The organism is Singulisphaera acidiphila DSM 18658 (assembly GCF_000242455.2).
Taxonomy (GTDB): Bacteria; Planctomycetota; Planctomycetia; order Isosphaerales; family Isosphaeraceae; genus Singulisphaera; species Singulisphaera acidiphila.
Genome location: NC_019892.1, coordinates 2,990,588 through 3,005,315 on the forward strand (window position 1 = coordinate 2,990,588; position 14,728 = coordinate 3,005,315).

Annotated in this window: 12 protein-coding genes; 5 read left to right on the plus strand and 7 right to left on the minus strand. The window is 59.5% G+C overall.

Translation table 11 applies throughout. From position 1 onward, the window contains the following. Positions 1–436: 436 nt before the first annotated feature. Positions 437–1,441 (minus strand): Gfo/Idh/MocA family protein, encoded by a 1,005-nt coding sequence (locus SINAC_RS11920; RefSeq protein ID WP_015245884.1) that lies wholly within the window; start codon positions 1,439–1,441, stop codon positions 437–439. A gap of 322 nt (positions 1,442–1,763) precedes the next feature. Beyond that, positions 1,764–3,173, minus strand: a complete 1,410-nt coding sequence (gene asnS / locus SINAC_RS11925; RefSeq protein WP_026012011.1) for an asparagine--tRNA ligase — start codon at positions 3,171–3,173, stop codon at positions 1,764–1,766. 392 nt (positions 3,174–3,565) lie between these two features. Here asnS and SINAC_RS11930 point away from each other — a divergent pair, with 392 nt between their 5' ends. After that, a complete protein-coding gene (locus SINAC_RS11930) occupies positions 3,566–3,970 on the plus strand; it encodes a GNAT family N-acetyltransferase (RefSeq protein WP_015245886.1) in 405 nt (134 codons plus the stop codon). Between the two features lies 1 nt (position 3,971). Here SINAC_RS11930 and SINAC_RS11935 read toward each other — a convergent pair whose 3' ends face one another. From SINAC_RS11935 to SINAC_RS11950, 4 genes are all read right to left on the minus strand, one after another. Continuing rightward, complete coding sequence (locus tag SINAC_RS11935; RefSeq protein ID WP_015245887.1) at positions 3,972–5,378, minus strand: efflux RND transporter periplasmic adaptor subunit; 1,407 nt, start codon at positions 5,376–5,378, stop codon at positions 3,972–3,974. 268 nt (positions 5,379–5,646) lie between these two features. Continuing rightward, the gene (locus SINAC_RS11940; RefSeq protein ID WP_015245888.1) at positions 5,647–7,059 is read right to left on the minus strand and encodes a DUF1501 domain-containing protein; all 1,413 of its coding nucleotides are present in this window, start codon (positions 7,057–7,059) and stop codon (positions 5,647–5,649) included. A 152-nt stretch (positions 7,060–7,211) separates the two neighbouring features. Beyond that, positions 7,212–8,054, minus strand: a complete 843-nt coding sequence (locus SINAC_RS11945) for a hypothetical protein (protein ID WP_015245889.1) — start codon at positions 8,052–8,054, stop codon at positions 7,212–7,214. A 372-nt stretch (positions 8,055–8,426) separates the two neighbouring features. Beyond that, positions 8,427–10,169, minus strand: coding sequence for an efflux RND transporter periplasmic adaptor subunit (locus SINAC_RS11950; protein WP_015245890.1), 1,743 nt, complete (start codon positions 10,167–10,169; stop codon positions 8,427–8,429). Between the two features lie 679 nt (positions 10,170–10,848). On the opposite strand from SINAC_RS11950, the gene SINAC_RS11955 reads away from it, so the two are divergent. The 4 genes from SINAC_RS11955 (at position 10,849) to SINAC_RS11970 (ending at position 14,210) form a co-directional block, all read left to right on the plus strand. Next, positions 10,849–11,310, plus strand: coding sequence for a hypothetical protein (locus tag SINAC_RS11955; RefSeq protein ID WP_015245891.1), 462 nt, complete (start codon positions 10,849–10,851; stop codon positions 11,308–11,310). A 142-nt stretch (positions 11,311–11,452) separates the two neighbouring features. Beyond that, positions 11,453–12,433, plus strand: coding sequence for an aldo/keto reductase (locus SINAC_RS11960; protein WP_015245892.1), 981 nt, complete (start codon positions 11,453–11,455; stop codon positions 12,431–12,433). A 21-nt stretch (positions 12,434–12,454) separates the two neighbouring features. Beyond that, positions 12,455–13,450: a TauD/TfdA family dioxygenase gene (locus SINAC_RS11965; RefSeq protein ID WP_015245893.1), complete on the plus strand. Its 996-nt coding sequence runs from the start codon at positions 12,455–12,457 to the stop codon at positions 13,448–13,450. A gap of 259 nt (positions 13,451–13,709) precedes the next feature. Then, positions 13,710–14,210, plus strand: a complete 501-nt coding sequence (locus SINAC_RS11970) for a DinB family protein (RefSeq protein ID WP_015245894.1) — start codon at positions 13,710–13,712, stop codon at positions 14,208–14,210. A gap of 67 nt (positions 14,211–14,277) precedes the next feature. Here the strand turns inward: SINAC_RS11970 and SINAC_RS11975 are convergent, their stop codons facing one another. Continuing rightward, the gene (locus tag SINAC_RS11975) at positions 14,278–14,616 is read right to left on the minus strand and encodes a hypothetical protein (protein WP_015245895.1); all 339 of its coding nucleotides are present in this window, start codon (positions 14,614–14,616) and stop codon (positions 14,278–14,280) included. Positions 14,617–14,728: the final 112 nt, after the last annotated feature.

Sequence of the window (14,728 nt, forward strand, 5' to 3'; positions counted from 1 at the left end):
TTCGCTCTTGTGACCGAGATCCCGTGCGGCATCACCTTGACCTGAATCGCAACGTTTTAAGGCGATGGCAGGTGAACCGGTCGTCGTGAACGTCCCGGATTCCATCGTCCAAGGACGATTGTCAATGACAAGATCGGGCTACGAATTCGGCTCGGCGAATTCGGCAACCCCGGCGCGGACAGCAGCTTAAACGATCGCCATCGCTTCTGCCTTGTGAATACAGGCTCACTTTAACGGTCGTTTACTGGTATGGTGACGTGGCGCAGCTTCTGGTTCTGAGCGCGGATCCCGTTCCGATTCGGGCTTGCAGCAAAGGCGGGACGTGTGTCGAGGCCTGACGAGAATCGCCCGAAAAAACGTTGGGCTTGAGCGCCAAGGCGCTCAAGCCCAAAGGGTTCACGAGTGCGGGCGAAGACCCGCCGTCCTTGCTTTTCGACTACTTGGCGGCTTCGGCGCGAGCCTTGGCGAGAACAGTCTCGAGCAAGACCGGCTTGCCCCCCTGTCGCTTGCTCTCGTCGGCCGCTTCCATGAAGGCGAAGATTTCCAGGGTTTCATCCGCGCTCACGGGCGGCTTCCCAGTCTTGAAGAATGTGCAGACCTCTTGCAGCAACAAGTCATACGCGCCGGTTCCTACGCAAGGGCCGCTCCCCTTGGTGCCGAAAACCATGGCGCCGTAGCCCCCGTGCCCTCTCAGCCCACGGAACGTGCCGATCCGGCCGCCGTCCCAGGTGCCCGTGACGAATTCCGAGTCGTCCGACTGCACGCGCGTGACCGACTTGCAGCCGGTCCCCATGAGCGTGAAAAGCGTCTCGACGCCATGAACTCCGTACCAAAAGAGGTCGGGATGATGCTCTTCGAGCGAGCACGGGCTGAACGCATCGCATCCTCGGATCTCGCCGATCTTCGGATCGTTTTTGATGGCGACGACTCCCGGTGAGTAGCGAAGCGATGAGCTGGAAAAGCAAGGCGTTCCCGACTCTCGCGCCAGCTCGAAAATCTTGACCGCGTCGGCGAGCGAGCCGGCAACCGGCTTATCGATGAAGACGGGCTTACGCGCCTCGAAGACAGGGCGGATCTGCTCGAGGTGAGGGCGGCCATCCACGCTCTCCAGCAAGACCACGTCGACCTTTTTCAGCAACTCGGGAATCGAGTCGACGATCTCCACCTTGAATCCGTCACGAAGCTCCTTGGTGTACTCTTCCACGCGGTCGCGGCTCGACGGGATGTCGGCGCTTCCCCCGGGGTAGGCCGCAACCACACGAACTCCCAGTGACTTCGGTCCGTTGAGGAGTTTCGTAAAGGCAACCACGTGCGACGTGTCAAGTCCGATAATGCCCGCTCGGAGTGGTTTCGCCGCTTCTTCCTGGGCGGTAGCCGCTCGAACAGTCAAACAAAGGAACGAGCAAAGCAAAAGAGACGTTGCAGGTCGGCATCGCGCCATGAGTGAAACTCCAAGCAGGGTGGGATCGAGGCGGGACTGTTCACAGAGTATCTAAACAAGATCCTGGCTTTAGTCCAAGCCCTTATCCCTCCAAAACCTTCCGTAGTCCGGACGACTCGACCGTCGTGTGGTTTTCCAGGCGAGCGGAACGTAACAGGCTCTCTCTCGTTCTCGAATGCCAATCGGGGGATCTCTGTCATCAAGTGCGCGATGCCATACCAGGCGCACACAATGGCCTGGCGAATAGCCGATGGGTCGCGTCGGGGGCCAATTCCAAAGGAGGACGGGCGAACGTTGGAACGAGGCCCAGTGTTTTGCTCGATCAGAACTCGGCGTTTCCCGGCGTACGCGGGTAGGGGATCACGTCGCGAATATTGGCCATTCCCGTGGCATAGATGATCGTTCTCTCGAAGCCGAGGCCGAACCCAGCATGGGGCACGGTGCCGTACCGCCGGAGGTCGCGATACCAGGCGTAGTGCTCTTTGGAAAGCCCGAGTTCGTCCAGGCGGGAGTCAAGAACGTCAAGCCGTTCTTCCCGCTGAGAGCCACCGATAATCTCCCCGATCCCAGGGGCTAATACGTCCATGGCGGCGACCGTCCGGCCGTCGTCATTCATCCGCATGTAAAACGCTTTGATATCCTTGGGATAATTCATCAGAACCACGGGCCGACCGACGAGCGATTCCGTGAGGTAGCGCTCGTGCTCGGACTGAAGGTCGATCCCCCAGCGGACCGGAAACTCGAATTTTTCGCCCTTGGCCTGGGCCTTTTCGAGCGCCTTGATCGCGTCGGTGTATTCCATCCGCTCGAAGCTCGCGGCGACGAACGCTTCGAGCCTCGTAATACAGTCCTTATCGACGTGCTGGGCAAAAAAGGCCATGTCGTCAGGACGCTCGTTCAACACGGCCTGGAAGAGAAACTTCAGGAACTCCTCGGCCAGGTCCGCGTCATCGGAGAGGTTCGCAAAGGCAATCTCCGGTTCGATCATCCAGAATTCGGCGAGATGTCGAGTCGTATTCGAGTTCTCAGCGCGAAAGGTGGGGCCGAATGTGTAGACCCGGCTCAGGGCCAGGCAATAGGCCTCGACGTTCAACTGGCCCGAGACGGTCAAACTGGCCGCCTTGCCGAAGAAGTCGGCGGAGAAATCCACGTCGCCCTGGTCGTCGCGCGGGGGGTTCGCCAGGTCGAGGGTCGAAACCCGGAACATCGCCCCCGCACCTTCGGCATCGCTCGTGGTGATGATCGGCGTATGCACCCAGAGAAAGCCGTGCTCATGGAAAAACCGATGGACCGCCGACGAGAGGCAGTCCCGGACGCGAGCGACCGCCCCGAAGGTATTGGTTCGGGGCCGCAGGTGTGCCACCGTTCGCAAGTGCTCGAACGAGTGCCGCTTGGCCGAGACCGGGTAACTGTCCGGGTTCTCCACCAGGCCGACCACTTCGACCCGTTCCGCCTGGACCTCGAAACGCTGCCCTTTTCCCTGCGACTCGATCAGGGTTCCCACCACCCGCACCGCACAGTGTGTGGTCAAGTGAAGGATCTCAGACTGATAATTCACCAAGGTCGCCGGTGCCACGGCCTGAATCGGGTCGAAACAGGAGCCGTCGTGAATCTGGAGAAACGAGAAACCGGCCTTGGAATCGCGTCGGGTGCGAACCCAGCCCTCGAGAGTCACCTGAGACCCTACCTCCACGCGACCGTTCAGGTAATCCTTGATCGTGTGCTTCGTCATTGACATTTCCCCGAGGCTGAATCGCTCGACCGCCCGATAATTATGGGCGTCTGCCACCGGCTTGTCCACTCTCCCTTGGGGGGCCTTGAGCCAACCAAAAGTCTCCTGATTTGGGCCTTGGTTTCCGCTTTATTGCTTGCTCGGCTCCTTGTCGGAGCCAATCGCAATTGAGTATAAGCGAGAGCTTGATCTCAACCCGATCGCGACCTGAGCCTCGCGGGCCGTTGGATCCGCTTGTGAAATCAAATGGAATTTTCTGAGACCGTGGTCGTCCGGCCCACTCTTTGTGAATGGGGATCCATCCAAAAATGGATCAGAGGCGGGGAACCCGCAGTCCCAGGAAAGGCTCAATCGAATTGGCGGTTGTATCGCTCGGACCTTGGAGTTGACCGATGGATTTGACGTACCAAACCGAAGCAGGCCTCGAACCGAATGAGTTCATCGACCTGCTGGCGCGTTCCACGCTGGCGGAACGTCGGCCCGTCGGCGATCTCAAAACGATTCAAGGAATGCTTGCAGAAGCCGATCTCGTGGTGACCGCGCGGCTCGAAGGGCTCTTGGTGGGTGTGTCACGAGCCCTTACAGACTACAACTTTTGCACATACTTGTCCGATCTTGCGGTCGACGAAAAATACCAGCGGCGAGGGATCGGTCGAGAGTTGATCCGGCTGACCCATGAGGCGGCCGGTCTCAAAACGACCCTAATCTTGCTGGCCGCGCCGAAGGCCCGTGAATATTATCCGCACATCGGAATGACCCGGCACGAGTCGTGCTGGATCATCCCGGGCCGGGTTTGAATCAGAGGGTGGTTACCGCAACCTCGCTGGGTTCGAGAACGATCTTTTCCCCCTCCTCAAGGCCATCGAGGACTTGCGTGTAATCCGAATTCCTCTGGCCGACCTTGATCTCGCGGCGTTCGATCCCTTTTGCTCCGATGACGTAGCAGACCTCCTTGCCGTTCTCGACCGTGATCGCAACGGGGGGGAGCACCAGGGCTTCGGGCAACCTTGAGGTGACAATTTCGATCTCGGCCGACATGCCGGGGCGGAGCCCGCTCGGGATTTGATCGAGCCGCACCACCGCGAGGTAATACTTGACGTCGCCCGCGCTCGAGTTCTGGTCGAGCAGCGGCAGCCGAGCAACTGACGTGACACGTCCTTCGGCGGATCGACCCGGGAGGGCTTCGAAGCGGACTCGGGCCGCCATCCCGACATCGACCCGGTCAATGACGGTCTCATGGACCATCGTCTGGACTTCCATGCGGTCAAGATCCGGCAGGTAGAACATGCGCTGACGTTGGCGAATCGAAGCCCCTTCCCAAATCCGCTGAGGCTGTCCCGGCTCGTCCGCGTAGATCACGAAGCCGTCATTTGGCGCTCGGATCGTACAGCGATTCACCTGGTCTTCGAACAGAGCGAGCCGATCCCGCTCCAGCTTGAGTCGAAGCGTCTGGTAACTCAGATTGACCCTCGCACCATCGACCTGACTCTGCAGCGAGCGTTTGTCGCGTGGAAGACTATAGCGCTGATAGTTTTGGTACGACATCCGGATCTGGTCGAGGGCGAATTTCAGACGCAGCAGCGTCTCTTCCTCACCGGAGACCTGGCTCAGCGAAACGTATCCCTTGGTCAACATCCGCTGGGCCCAGGCCAGGCGATCTTCCTGTCGCGCGAGTCCCGAGGTGTTCAAGGCAACCTGGCCCTCGAACTCCTGCTCGGCCTGGCGAACGCTCCCCTCCAGGTATGACTGGAGACTGATCTCGGCGATTTCCAGGTTGAGCTGTGCCTCGCGATGCTCGGCCATCGCCTTTTGCACGCCGATCGTCTGCCGGCGAACGAGTTCCTGGTACTCCGCAGAGTCGAGCTCGCAGAGCAGATCCCCTTTCTTGACCACCGACCCGTCGGGGATCACACTCAGGATCGTCGACGAGCCATTGGAAGAAACCGAGCCTCCCCCACCTGGGCTTGTCAATCGTTCCAGCTTACAACGAATTTCCGAATTATTCATGCTCGCCGCGCGTCCCGCCGCCGTGATCGTCGCGGTGAGCCAGTCGATGCGGCGAACCGGCACCGACCGGACGGTCTCACGCGATTTCGCCTTCCGGCGATCCGAACGGAAATAGGGCGAAGCCGGGGCGAACAAGGCGATCAGCACCACGCCAAATGCGAGAAACGCGATCTGCGATCGACGCCAACCTCGTTGCATCGAAGCATTCCTCTTGGGATATATCGCTTGGCCCCCACGGGCCGTATCCGACCGACACCACGATTCTCGCGCCGGCCCTCAGATTTCGGAGGATGACCTCGCTCCGCTATCAGAAGTAGGCGGCAAACTTGCGATCGTTTGCCCTTCCGGTTTCGTGATGTCTTCCGGCTCGCTCCCAAAGAGTGTTCGATCCCAGCTCCCGAGGTCACATCAGAATCGTCTCAATCGTTACAAGTGATTTTGCGCGATCAAACGAAGGAAGTGATTCTTAAAGGATCGCGCGGATCACCTCGCCTCGGCTGAGCGGGAACGGCCGGCCCAGCGTATCGCGGAACTCCGTCTCTGGAGTGTGCCCCAGGCAGTGGAAGATGGTTGCAGCCAGGTCTTCCGGGCCAACCTTCCCTTCGCGAGGATAGGCTCCAAGCCGGTCGGACGATCCGAACACCTGGCCCCCGCGCACGCCTCCCCCCGCCATTGCCACCGAAAAGGCTGACCCCCAATGACCTCGGCCGCCGTTCGTGTCCAGACGAGGGCTTCGACCAAACTCGGCCATGCAAACGACCAGCGTTTCGTCGAGCATGCCCCGGCTCTCCAAATCGGCCAGGAGGGCGCCATAGGCCCGATCCATGGGGGGGAGCAAAACGTCCCTCAGTCGCGAGGTCTCGTTCGAGTGACTGTCCCAGCAAGGGTTGGCGGGAGGCTCGTCTGGCCCCCGATACCAGTTGACCTGAACCAAGCGAACCCCCCGCTCGACAAGTCTCCGCGCGAACAGGACCCCTTGCCCGAAGGGAGTCTTGCCGTATTGCTCTCGAATCGACTCCGGCTCGTGATCGAGTCGAAATGCTTGTCGAGCACGTGGCGAGTGGAGTAGCTCGAACGCCCGCGTCGACCGTTCGTCCATTCGCTTCGCAACCGGGTCGTGTTCCAACGCATCGAACCCATGCTGAAGCCGGTCGATCAGGTCTTTCCGACGCCCCAGCCGATCCAGATCAAGGTCGGCGGGCAGGTCGATTTCCTGGATCCGGTATCCTGCGGGGGTCAACTGCGCATTCAAGAGCCAAGGGTCCTGAGAGCGCCCCAAGAACCCGGCGTCCTGCCCTGGCCAGATGCTTCCGTCGGTGTTGACGATCCGGTTGGGCAAAGTAATCGTCGGGGGAAGATCACCACGATCAGCCCGGAGACGGCCGAGCATCGCGCCCAGGCTGGGGGCGTCATTGGGCGGCCCCGGGTTGGCATTCTCGAAGTTCATCGGCTGATGAGGCCGACCCGTAAGCATGTAATAGCCACTGGAAGAATGGGCATTATCCCTGGTGGAAACAGCGCGAAGAAGGCAGATTTTATCAGCCACCATCGCCGTCTTCGGCATCAGCTCGCAGATCGAGAGCCCCGGAACCTTCGTGCTGATCGGACCGAGATCCCCTCTCACCTCCGCCGGCGCATCCGGCTTGGGGTCCCAAGTCGAATGCTGGGGCGGCCCTCCCATGAGGAAGAGGACGATGCAGGATTTCGCCCGGCCGAAGGTGGCATCAGCCAACACCGGAGAAACCGCAGGAACCTCAGCCCCGGTCAGGTCGGCAAGGCTCAACCCCGCGCCCAGGAATCCCAACCCGCCGATGCGGAGGATCTCTCGGCGACTCCGGCCGTCGCACAGACGAGCTCCAGGGCCCAACAAACGGAGCATGGACGCCTCGCATCTCTTGGGAATGAACCAGGGGATAACATTTGCTGAATATCAGCCACGTTATCAGCCATGACCATCCGATTCAAGCGAGCGTGCCGCCGATCTGTTCAGACGTACCGTGAGCCCTCGCGACGCGTCCTCGAATCCATCCCTCAGAGATTTTCGAGCGACGAGGAGCTTTGGTGGAGGTTTTGCCAGCGGTCGATCAGCTCGCGAAGTTCGCCGAGCCCATCGATAAAGTCATACGCTGACAGGTCGACCATGCCAACACCTCGAGCTTGCTCGAAGACGCGGTTCCACTCGACGGACGGCACAGGGCCCCCGGTTTGGACGAAGGCGCCGTCGAGAGCGTTCGACAGGGTGTCAGCCCGCTCGCTCAATACACCTGAATCGGGTTCCTTCTCCCCGGCCCATCCCGACAGCTTCATGACGCCCATCGCCATTTCCGTTTCGGAATCGGGCTCATCACTCACCGGCTGGAAATGGGCCTCACCAACGCCGACAAGTGTTTCCACTTCGGCCACCGGTTCCTCATGAAGTAGGCTCGGATTCGGTTCGACGATTTGAGCCAGGCACTCGAGTTCAGCAACAGGCTCATCGAACACGATCGTGGGGTTCGCCTCCAAGGGTTGAGCGACCGGTTCGTTGTCAGTCGGCGAAGAATCGGGGTCGACGATGGGGGCGATCCCTCTCGGTAGGTCGCTCTCAGGGACAAGCTCGACCAAAACTGGTGACGCCGGCGAAATCGTGACCGGAGCGTAAGGCACACGCTCGGGCGAAGTGGCCTCCAAAGATGCGCGACTGGCAACCAGTGCAAGATGCCGTTCCAGACCGCTGATGAAACCGTCAAGAAATTCCTTCTTTTGCCGCTGGAAGAGCCGGGTCGTCAGTCGGCTGCGATCCTGCTTCGCCTTTTTGAGCCAGGCCTCGACCAATTCCGGGGTACCTCGAATGAGGTGCTCGGCTTCGGAAGTTCCCTCATAGTAAGGCGTCATGGTTCGCCCTTAGCGAAGATGGCGGCGACTTCACCGCTGATGGATGCGCGCGTTCATTCTTCAGAGATCGGCATCTCGGACGCGATTCTCGCGGATGATTCGGAAGTGATACTCCAGGTATTGGAGCAGGTCTTGCTGCAAATATCCCAATACCACTTCAGGACCACAAAGGATTCGGTCCCGGTTTGAAACTCAAGGAGAAAATCAACGAGGTTCAGAAGTATCAATTAAACGCATTATCGGGCACCAGGAGGGCGAGCGGCCAACCATCAGCAAAAACCCATGAAAAACAAGAAGATTCTACACGCAAGCAAATCCAGCAAATAATCACAGCATCATTGAAGCCAGCCGACAACTCAATCAGCCCCTCTATTATGGCAGGTTCAACCTTGGGGCCGAGCGAAGGATGGCGTCCTCGGCGGGTCGTGCCGAACGGGGAAACGTCGCCGGAACGGGAAGGGGCAGCGAAACTGGCGAAATCGATCCCAGATCATTGTAGGCCTCGACGCCGCTTCGAGAGTGCCCGCGTGTTGCGGGATTGAGTCGGCTCTCAGCGTCGATCAAGAAGGCACCAGCCGAGGCGACCTTTTCGCCAACGCGCAGGCCACCGAATACCGAGATCCGGTCGCCCGAGCGGGGGCCTAGTTCAACTCTCCGCCCTTCGTAGATCCCCGGTTCGGTCTCGACGTAAACCACTTTGCTGATTCCGGTATCGATGACCGCCGACTCCGGCACGCTCAGCACTTCCCGCACCGGCGGAGGCGCGAGCCGGGCCAAGTACTTCGCCGGTTCTGCCTTCAATTTCGGGGTGCAAGCGCGGCAGCAAACCCAGACCTTTCGCCCCTCCAGTTCGATGGCGATCGGATCCCCCATCGAACCGAGCTTTGCGTGAGTGACAGGACATTCCGTCTGAGGCGCGGTGGGCCCCCCGTCGGAGAGCGACGGGGTGCTCCGTTCGCGGAACAAGGGAGTTTCCGCCATCAAGGTGGTCAGAGTCACGGTGGCGAACATACCGGGACGGAGTCCTTGATCGCGGTTATCGAGGTCGTATCGCACCTCGATGGTACGAGTCGCCGGATCGACCCGTGGCTGAATGAACGCGACCTGTCCCGCAAATCGCCGGCTCGGGTCGGCTTGCACGGTTGCCTCGACCGACTGGCCGACTCGGACCAGGCCAACCTGGTCCTCGTAGACATGCGCCTTGACCCAGACGGTCGAGAGGTCGGCAAGCTCGAACATGGCCTGCCCCTCGGTAACATACTGCCCCTGGACCACGTTCTTCTTGACGACGACTCCTCCCATAGGGGCAATGATCGGCAGCTTCTCGTCCCCCTTCCCTCGAGCAACGATCGCGTTGACCTGGGCCTGCGTAGCCCCCAAAAGCCTGAGCTTCGCTTCGGCCAGCCGAGCCAGCTCGAGTCCGTCCGCCGCGCCCGAGCGGCCCGAACCGTTCGGCGTCCGAGCAGGATCACCACTCGCCCGCTTCGCCAGTAAAAGTTCCTGGATCGCCTGAGACAAGTCAGGACTGGAGAGTTCACCCAGAGTGTCGCCTGCCTTGACGGCCATTCCCGTGAAGTTCACCGTGAGCGTCTCGACCCGCGCCATTCCCTTGAGTTGGGACGCGACCTGGGCCTGCTTGCGCTCGTCATAGGCCACCGTGCCGACTGTTGTCAACGTCTCGGACATCGGCGAATAACCGACCTCCACCGTCTGAATTCCGGCCTGCCTAATCCGAAATGGGTCGAGTTGAATCCGAGCGGTAACGCCCTCGGCGAGCGTCTCCTTCACCCCCTTCTTGCGGCTCGAAAGCGGCATGCCGCAAATGGGACAACTCCCCGCTTCCTCCCGGACCACATTCGGATGCATGGGGCAGAAGCACTCTGTCGTTGACGATGCCACCTCCCTCGCAGCCGAAGGCCGAGTCCACTTGTCGTACCGATTCCAAATCGTGTCCCAATAAGCGAACACAAGCCCGGTAACCGCAATCAACGCGATGAACCGCAGCCGCAACTCGACCACCTTGGCGACAAGGCAAAACTTCTGCCAACGCGTGAGCGACACGGTTGACGCGGATTCCACGGCGCTGGAGGGACTGGAGAAATCGGGTGAAGACATGTTGTTTCTCAAGTTTCCCGCTTCGAGCAACTTCCGGCGATGAGAATCGTAGACCACTCAAGCATGCGCATGAAAACGAGTCATTGCCGGGTGGGCAAACTCCACCTCAACTTTTCCGCGAACCGGGTTATCCCGCCTTCGCCCTTCAGGAATTCTGCCTTTCAGATTGACCAACGCAAGCTCTTCCGGAAAGAGTTGCCTGAATTACCCCGCCCATTTTTTTCGTTTTTTCTCGATGGGAACGGTGGAGACACACCTCGAAGCTTTTCAATAGGGCGTTGTCGATGCGGCGATCTTGTTTGAAGATTCAGGAGACGGCTCCTGGCTGTCGACAATATTCGCACGATCCTCAAAGTCGGAATTTTCGGATCGAAATGATCGCGTTGATTGCATACATGCAACAAGACCGACTCCTGCGCAAAGGAGGATGACCAACACCGTGGTTGAGTCGCCCAGGACCCAGGCCATGAATGCGCGGCCAGCCTCATCGCCTGCTCACCCCTCAGCCGTTGGGCTTTGGCATTACTCCAACGGATGCCAAGTTTCTGGCATTCACTGGATACGCTGGATACGATCGGAATGGCCGTACAACGTCCTCGGTTCGTTTAAATGAGTTGGGGATTCCTCGTTGGCAATAACGAGCGGAACCCCTTTTTTTGTTTCTTTTGGAGGCTCGTTGATGTTGCGCTTTACCCTGATCACTCTCGCACTGGTCTTGCCGACGACGGCCTGGAGCCAGGAAGTGGACGCCAAGAAGCTGGCGCAGACGATTCTCGATCAGGGTTCCGCGATGTACGACACCAAGAATGCCGCCGCCATGGCCGCGACGTACACCGATGATGCCAAGATTTTCTGGTACTCCAAGAAGGATTCAGGGGAGGTCGAGCTGGGGACGAAGAGTGGGCGTGCCGAGATTGAGGGGATCTATCGCGACCTGTTCAAAGACCCCAATGAGAAAACGACGTCAAAGAACAGCGTCGAATACGCCCGGTTCATCGCCCCCGACCTCATGATCGTCCAGGGGATCTTTCAGCCGAACGTGGCCAATCCGGGGAAATTCCCGTTCGTCCAGCTGAGAATCAAAGAAGGGGATAAGTGGCTCATGAAAACCCTTCAATTCTTTGTTGTCTCGCAAGACTGAGAACGTCGAATTCAACCCGAGATGAGAGCGGTTTTCGTCCGGGTGGCAGGGGGCCACCCGGACGAAAACCGCTCTCATTTTGACGTGGCCACCCACCGTTGAGCCATGCGTTCAAGTTCGCTCACGCACTGGAGAATTACGAATGCTTACGACAATAAAGCTCAACTCGGGCGACGAGATGCCGCTCGTCGGACTCGGCCTTTGGAAGATCGACAGGGCCGACGCGGCCGGATCCGTCCGTGAAGCGTTGCGCAACGGCTACCGTCATCTCGACAGCGCCTGCGACTACGGCAACGAAGTGGAAGTGGGCGAAGGAATTCGCCAGGCCCTCGCAGAGGGGACTTGTCGCCGCGACGAGCTTTGGGTGACCTCGAAGCTCTGGAACACGTATCATGCGAAGGAACATGTCCGCCCTGCGGTGGAACGCAGCCTGCGCGACCTCGGCCTCGACTCGCTTGATCTGTACATGATCCATTTCCCGATTGCCATGGAATACGTGCCCTTCGAGCGGCAATATCCCCCGGGATGGATCTCAGACCTCGCGCATCCGGAGCGAGGGATGAAACTCGCCAAGGTTCCGCGCCATGAAGTCTGGGAGGCCATGGAAGAACTCGTCCGATCTGGGCTCGTACGAAACATCGGCATTTGCAACTACAATACGGCATTGCTTCGCGACCTGCTTTCGTACGCGAAGATCCGGCCCGCTGTCTTGCAGGTCGAGCTTCACCCCTACCTCACCCAGGAAAAACTCCTCCGTTTTTGTCACGAGGAGGGGATCGCGGTGACCGGCTTCTCACCGCTCGGAGCGCCTTCGTACGTTCCCTTGGGCGCAGCGTCTCTCGAGGAATCGGTGATGGAGCAGCAGGTCGTACGCGACCTGGCTCAGCGACACGGCAAAACTCCTGCGCAGGTAGTCTTGCGCTGGGGTGTGCAACGTGGAACCGCCATCGTTCCCAAGACATCCAAGTCCGAGAGAATGGTCGAAAATCGATCGATCTTTGACTTTGCGCTGACTGACGACGAGATGCGCTCGATCTCCGCCCTGAATCGGAACCGCCGATTCAACGACCCGGGGGTCTTCTGTGAGGCCGCGTTCCACACATTCTGCCCGATTTATGAATGAGCTCATTTCAGAGATTAGAAAATGAACGAATCACAGATACAAATCTCTCCCCTGGCTGTACCGGGTCAACAATGGCATGATGGCGCACCATTCCCACTGGCATGGGAGTGTGCCACACCGGCCGTCGACTTCGAGACCATTGAGGCCTGGATCGGGTTGAACCGCGGAGAATTCTGCGACCAGGCCCACCGCCACGGTGCCGTCCTCTTCCGAGGCTTCCCGCTGGCCTCGGCCGAGGATTTCGACCGATTCATCGCGGCCTTCGAGTTCGAGAATTTCCCGTACGAAGATTCGCTGTCGAACGCGGTTCGAGTCAATCGTACACCTCGCGTTTTCACGGCGAATGAAGCCCCTTCGACGGTCGAGATTTTCTTGCACCATGAGATGGCGCAAACCCCACGCTATCCGAGCCGGCTCTTTTTCTTCTGTGAGCAGCCGGCAGAGCAGGGGGGAGCGACGCCAATCTGTCGATCCGACCTACTCTGGAGTCGACTGGTCGAGCGTTGTCCCGACTTCGCCCAAGCTTGTGTGGAGAAAGGGCTGACCTATTCCAACGTCATGCCCTCCTCGAACGATCCGAACTCAGGGATGGGGCGGAGTTGGCAGAGCACCCTCCGCGCCAACACCCGCGAAGAGGCCGAGCAACGTCTCAAAAATCTGGGCTATCACTGGGAGTGGCTCGACGACGGCTGCCTCCGCGCGACGACCCCCGTCCTTCCCGCAGTCCACACGCTCGCGCCCGGCCGAAGCTCCTTCTTCAATCAGTTGATCGCAGCCTACTGTGGCTGGAAGGACAGCCGCAACGATCCGGCAAAATCGATCACGTTCGGCGATGGCGCCCCTCTGGACGGAACCGCCGTGCAAGTCGCCATCGCACTGGCGGAGGAACTCACCTTCGACATTCCCTGGCAACAAGGGGACGTCGCACTCGTGGACAACCTCGTCGCCATGCACGGTCGACGGACTTTCTCGGGGCCGCGAAAGATCCTCGCTTCGCTCGCATGCCCAAATACATAGCAAGGACGACGGACCAGGCGATCCAAAACTTGCAGACAATCCTGTCAAACAAGTCGCCAACAACGGGCATTAGCCGATTGAGAACGAGAGCGGTCACCCATTCGGCTGCGTTCCCTGGGAAGCCTGGGTCCCCAACCTCCGAAAACCGCTCTCAAATCTTCGACCAATTGCATCGCTATGGACAAATGTATCGCTCGCCGGTAACGTTGCCAAACTGGTGACGATCTTCAAGTTTACTTGTGATTTCAGGGAGGGGACCATGAGCTTTGGCAAATCGATCGTGCCCGAATTCGATCAGGAGATGGCGAACACGCGGAAGGTTCTCGAGCGCATTCCGGATGACAAGCTCGACTGGAAGGCCCACCCCAAGTCCAACACGATTGGCTGGGTGGGAGCGCACCTGGCTGAGATTCCGGGTTGGGTTCCAGGCACGCTGCAGCACGAGACCTGGGATATCAATCCCGTGGGAGGCGAGCCTTACCAGACCCCGAAGGCGACCAGCCGACAGCAACTGCTTGAGATTTTCGACAAGAACGTCGCGGCGGCCCGCGAAGCCCTCGCGTCGACAACGGACGAAGCGTTCGAACAGCAATGGTCACTGCTTTCCCAAGGCCAGACCATCTTGACCATGCCCCGCACCGCGGTCATTCGAAGCTTGGTGGTCAACCACACGATTCATCACCGGGCTGTTCTCTGTGTCTATCTGCGATTGAACGACATCCCCGTCCCGGGAATGTATGGTCCCTCAGGCGACGAATGACGCGAAGCGTGCGCCACGGTGAACCTTGAAGACAAAGTTCGGCTCACCCTTGGCGCGGTTTGAGCGATCACACAGCCTTGTGCGAGTTCCGAGCCTTCGCGTTGCGCTTGGTGGCAGGGACGGGGGTCGTTTCCTGCCCCAGCGGCTTCCAGCTGAGTTGAACGAGTGCTTGTCCGGTGATCGGATCGGTCGTTCCGAGGTCGACAACGTCCGTGAGCGAGACGAGGACCGAATCCCCCCCTTTGACGTAGGAGGGCTGCTGGCCCGCCCGAGACTGGGAGAGCGCAAAGAGAACGGTGTCTCCAACCGCGAGCGAGCCGCCAGGGGGCAACGGGACAACGGCCCCGCAACTTCGGCCTCGCTCGATTTCAGAGATTCGTTCTTCGTTTGCTGGGTAGCTATTCATAGAGTGGTCCGCCCAAAGGTTAGAGGTCCAGTCAGCAATCGCACGGCGGGCGCATCTTTAAGACACGATTAAGAACGGACCGAACTGGCCCGGTCGACGTATGGGTTTGATT

What these genes read in the sequence shown, in the direction of transcription:
- SINAC_RS11940 (WP_015245888.1), bottom strand. Translation starts at nt 7,059, where the DNA reads ATGCTCCGTTTGTTGGGCCCTGGAGCTCGTCTGTGCGACGGCCGGAGT.
- SINAC_RS11950 (WP_015245890.1), bottom strand. Translation starts at nt 10,169, where the DNA reads ATGTCTTCACCCGATTTCTCCAGTCCCTCCAGCGCCGTGGAATCCGCG.
- SINAC_RS11965 (WP_015245893.1), top strand. Translation starts at nt 12,455, where the DNA reads ATGAACGAATCACAGATACAAATCTCTCCCCTGGCTGTACCGGGTCAA.
- SINAC_RS11920 (WP_015245884.1), bottom strand. Translation starts at nt 1,441, where the DNA reads ATGGCGCGATGCCGACCTGCAACGTCTCTTTTGCTTTGCTCGTTCCTT.
- SINAC_RS11955 (WP_015245891.1), top strand. Translation starts at nt 10,849, where the DNA reads ATGTTGCGCTTTACCCTGATCACTCTCGCACTGGTCTTGCCGACGACG.
- SINAC_RS11975 (WP_015245895.1), bottom strand. Translation starts at nt 14,616, where the DNA reads ATGAATAGCTACCCAGCAAACGAAGAACGAATCTCTGAAATCGAGCGA.
- asnS (WP_026012011.1), bottom strand. Translation starts at nt 3,173, where the DNA reads ATGACGAAGCACACGATCAAGGATTACCTGAACGGTCGCGTGGAGGTA.
- SINAC_RS11960 (WP_015245892.1), top strand. Translation starts at nt 11,453, where the DNA reads ATGCTTACGACAATAAAGCTCAACTCGGGCGACGAGATGCCGCTCGTC.
- SINAC_RS11970 (WP_015245894.1), top strand. Translation starts at nt 13,710, where the DNA reads ATGAGCTTTGGCAAATCGATCGTGCCCGAATTCGATCAGGAGATGGCG.
- SINAC_RS11945 (WP_015245889.1), bottom strand. Translation starts at nt 8,054, where the DNA reads ATGACGCCTTACTATGAGGGAACTTCCGAAGCCGAGCACCTCATTCGA.
- SINAC_RS11935 (WP_015245887.1), bottom strand. Translation starts at nt 5,378, where the DNA reads ATGCAACGAGGTTGGCGTCGATCGCAGATCGCGTTTCTCGCATTTGGC.
- SINAC_RS11930 (WP_015245886.1), top strand. Translation starts at nt 3,566, where the DNA reads ATGGATTTGACGTACCAAACCGAAGCAGGCCTCGAACCGAATGAGTTC.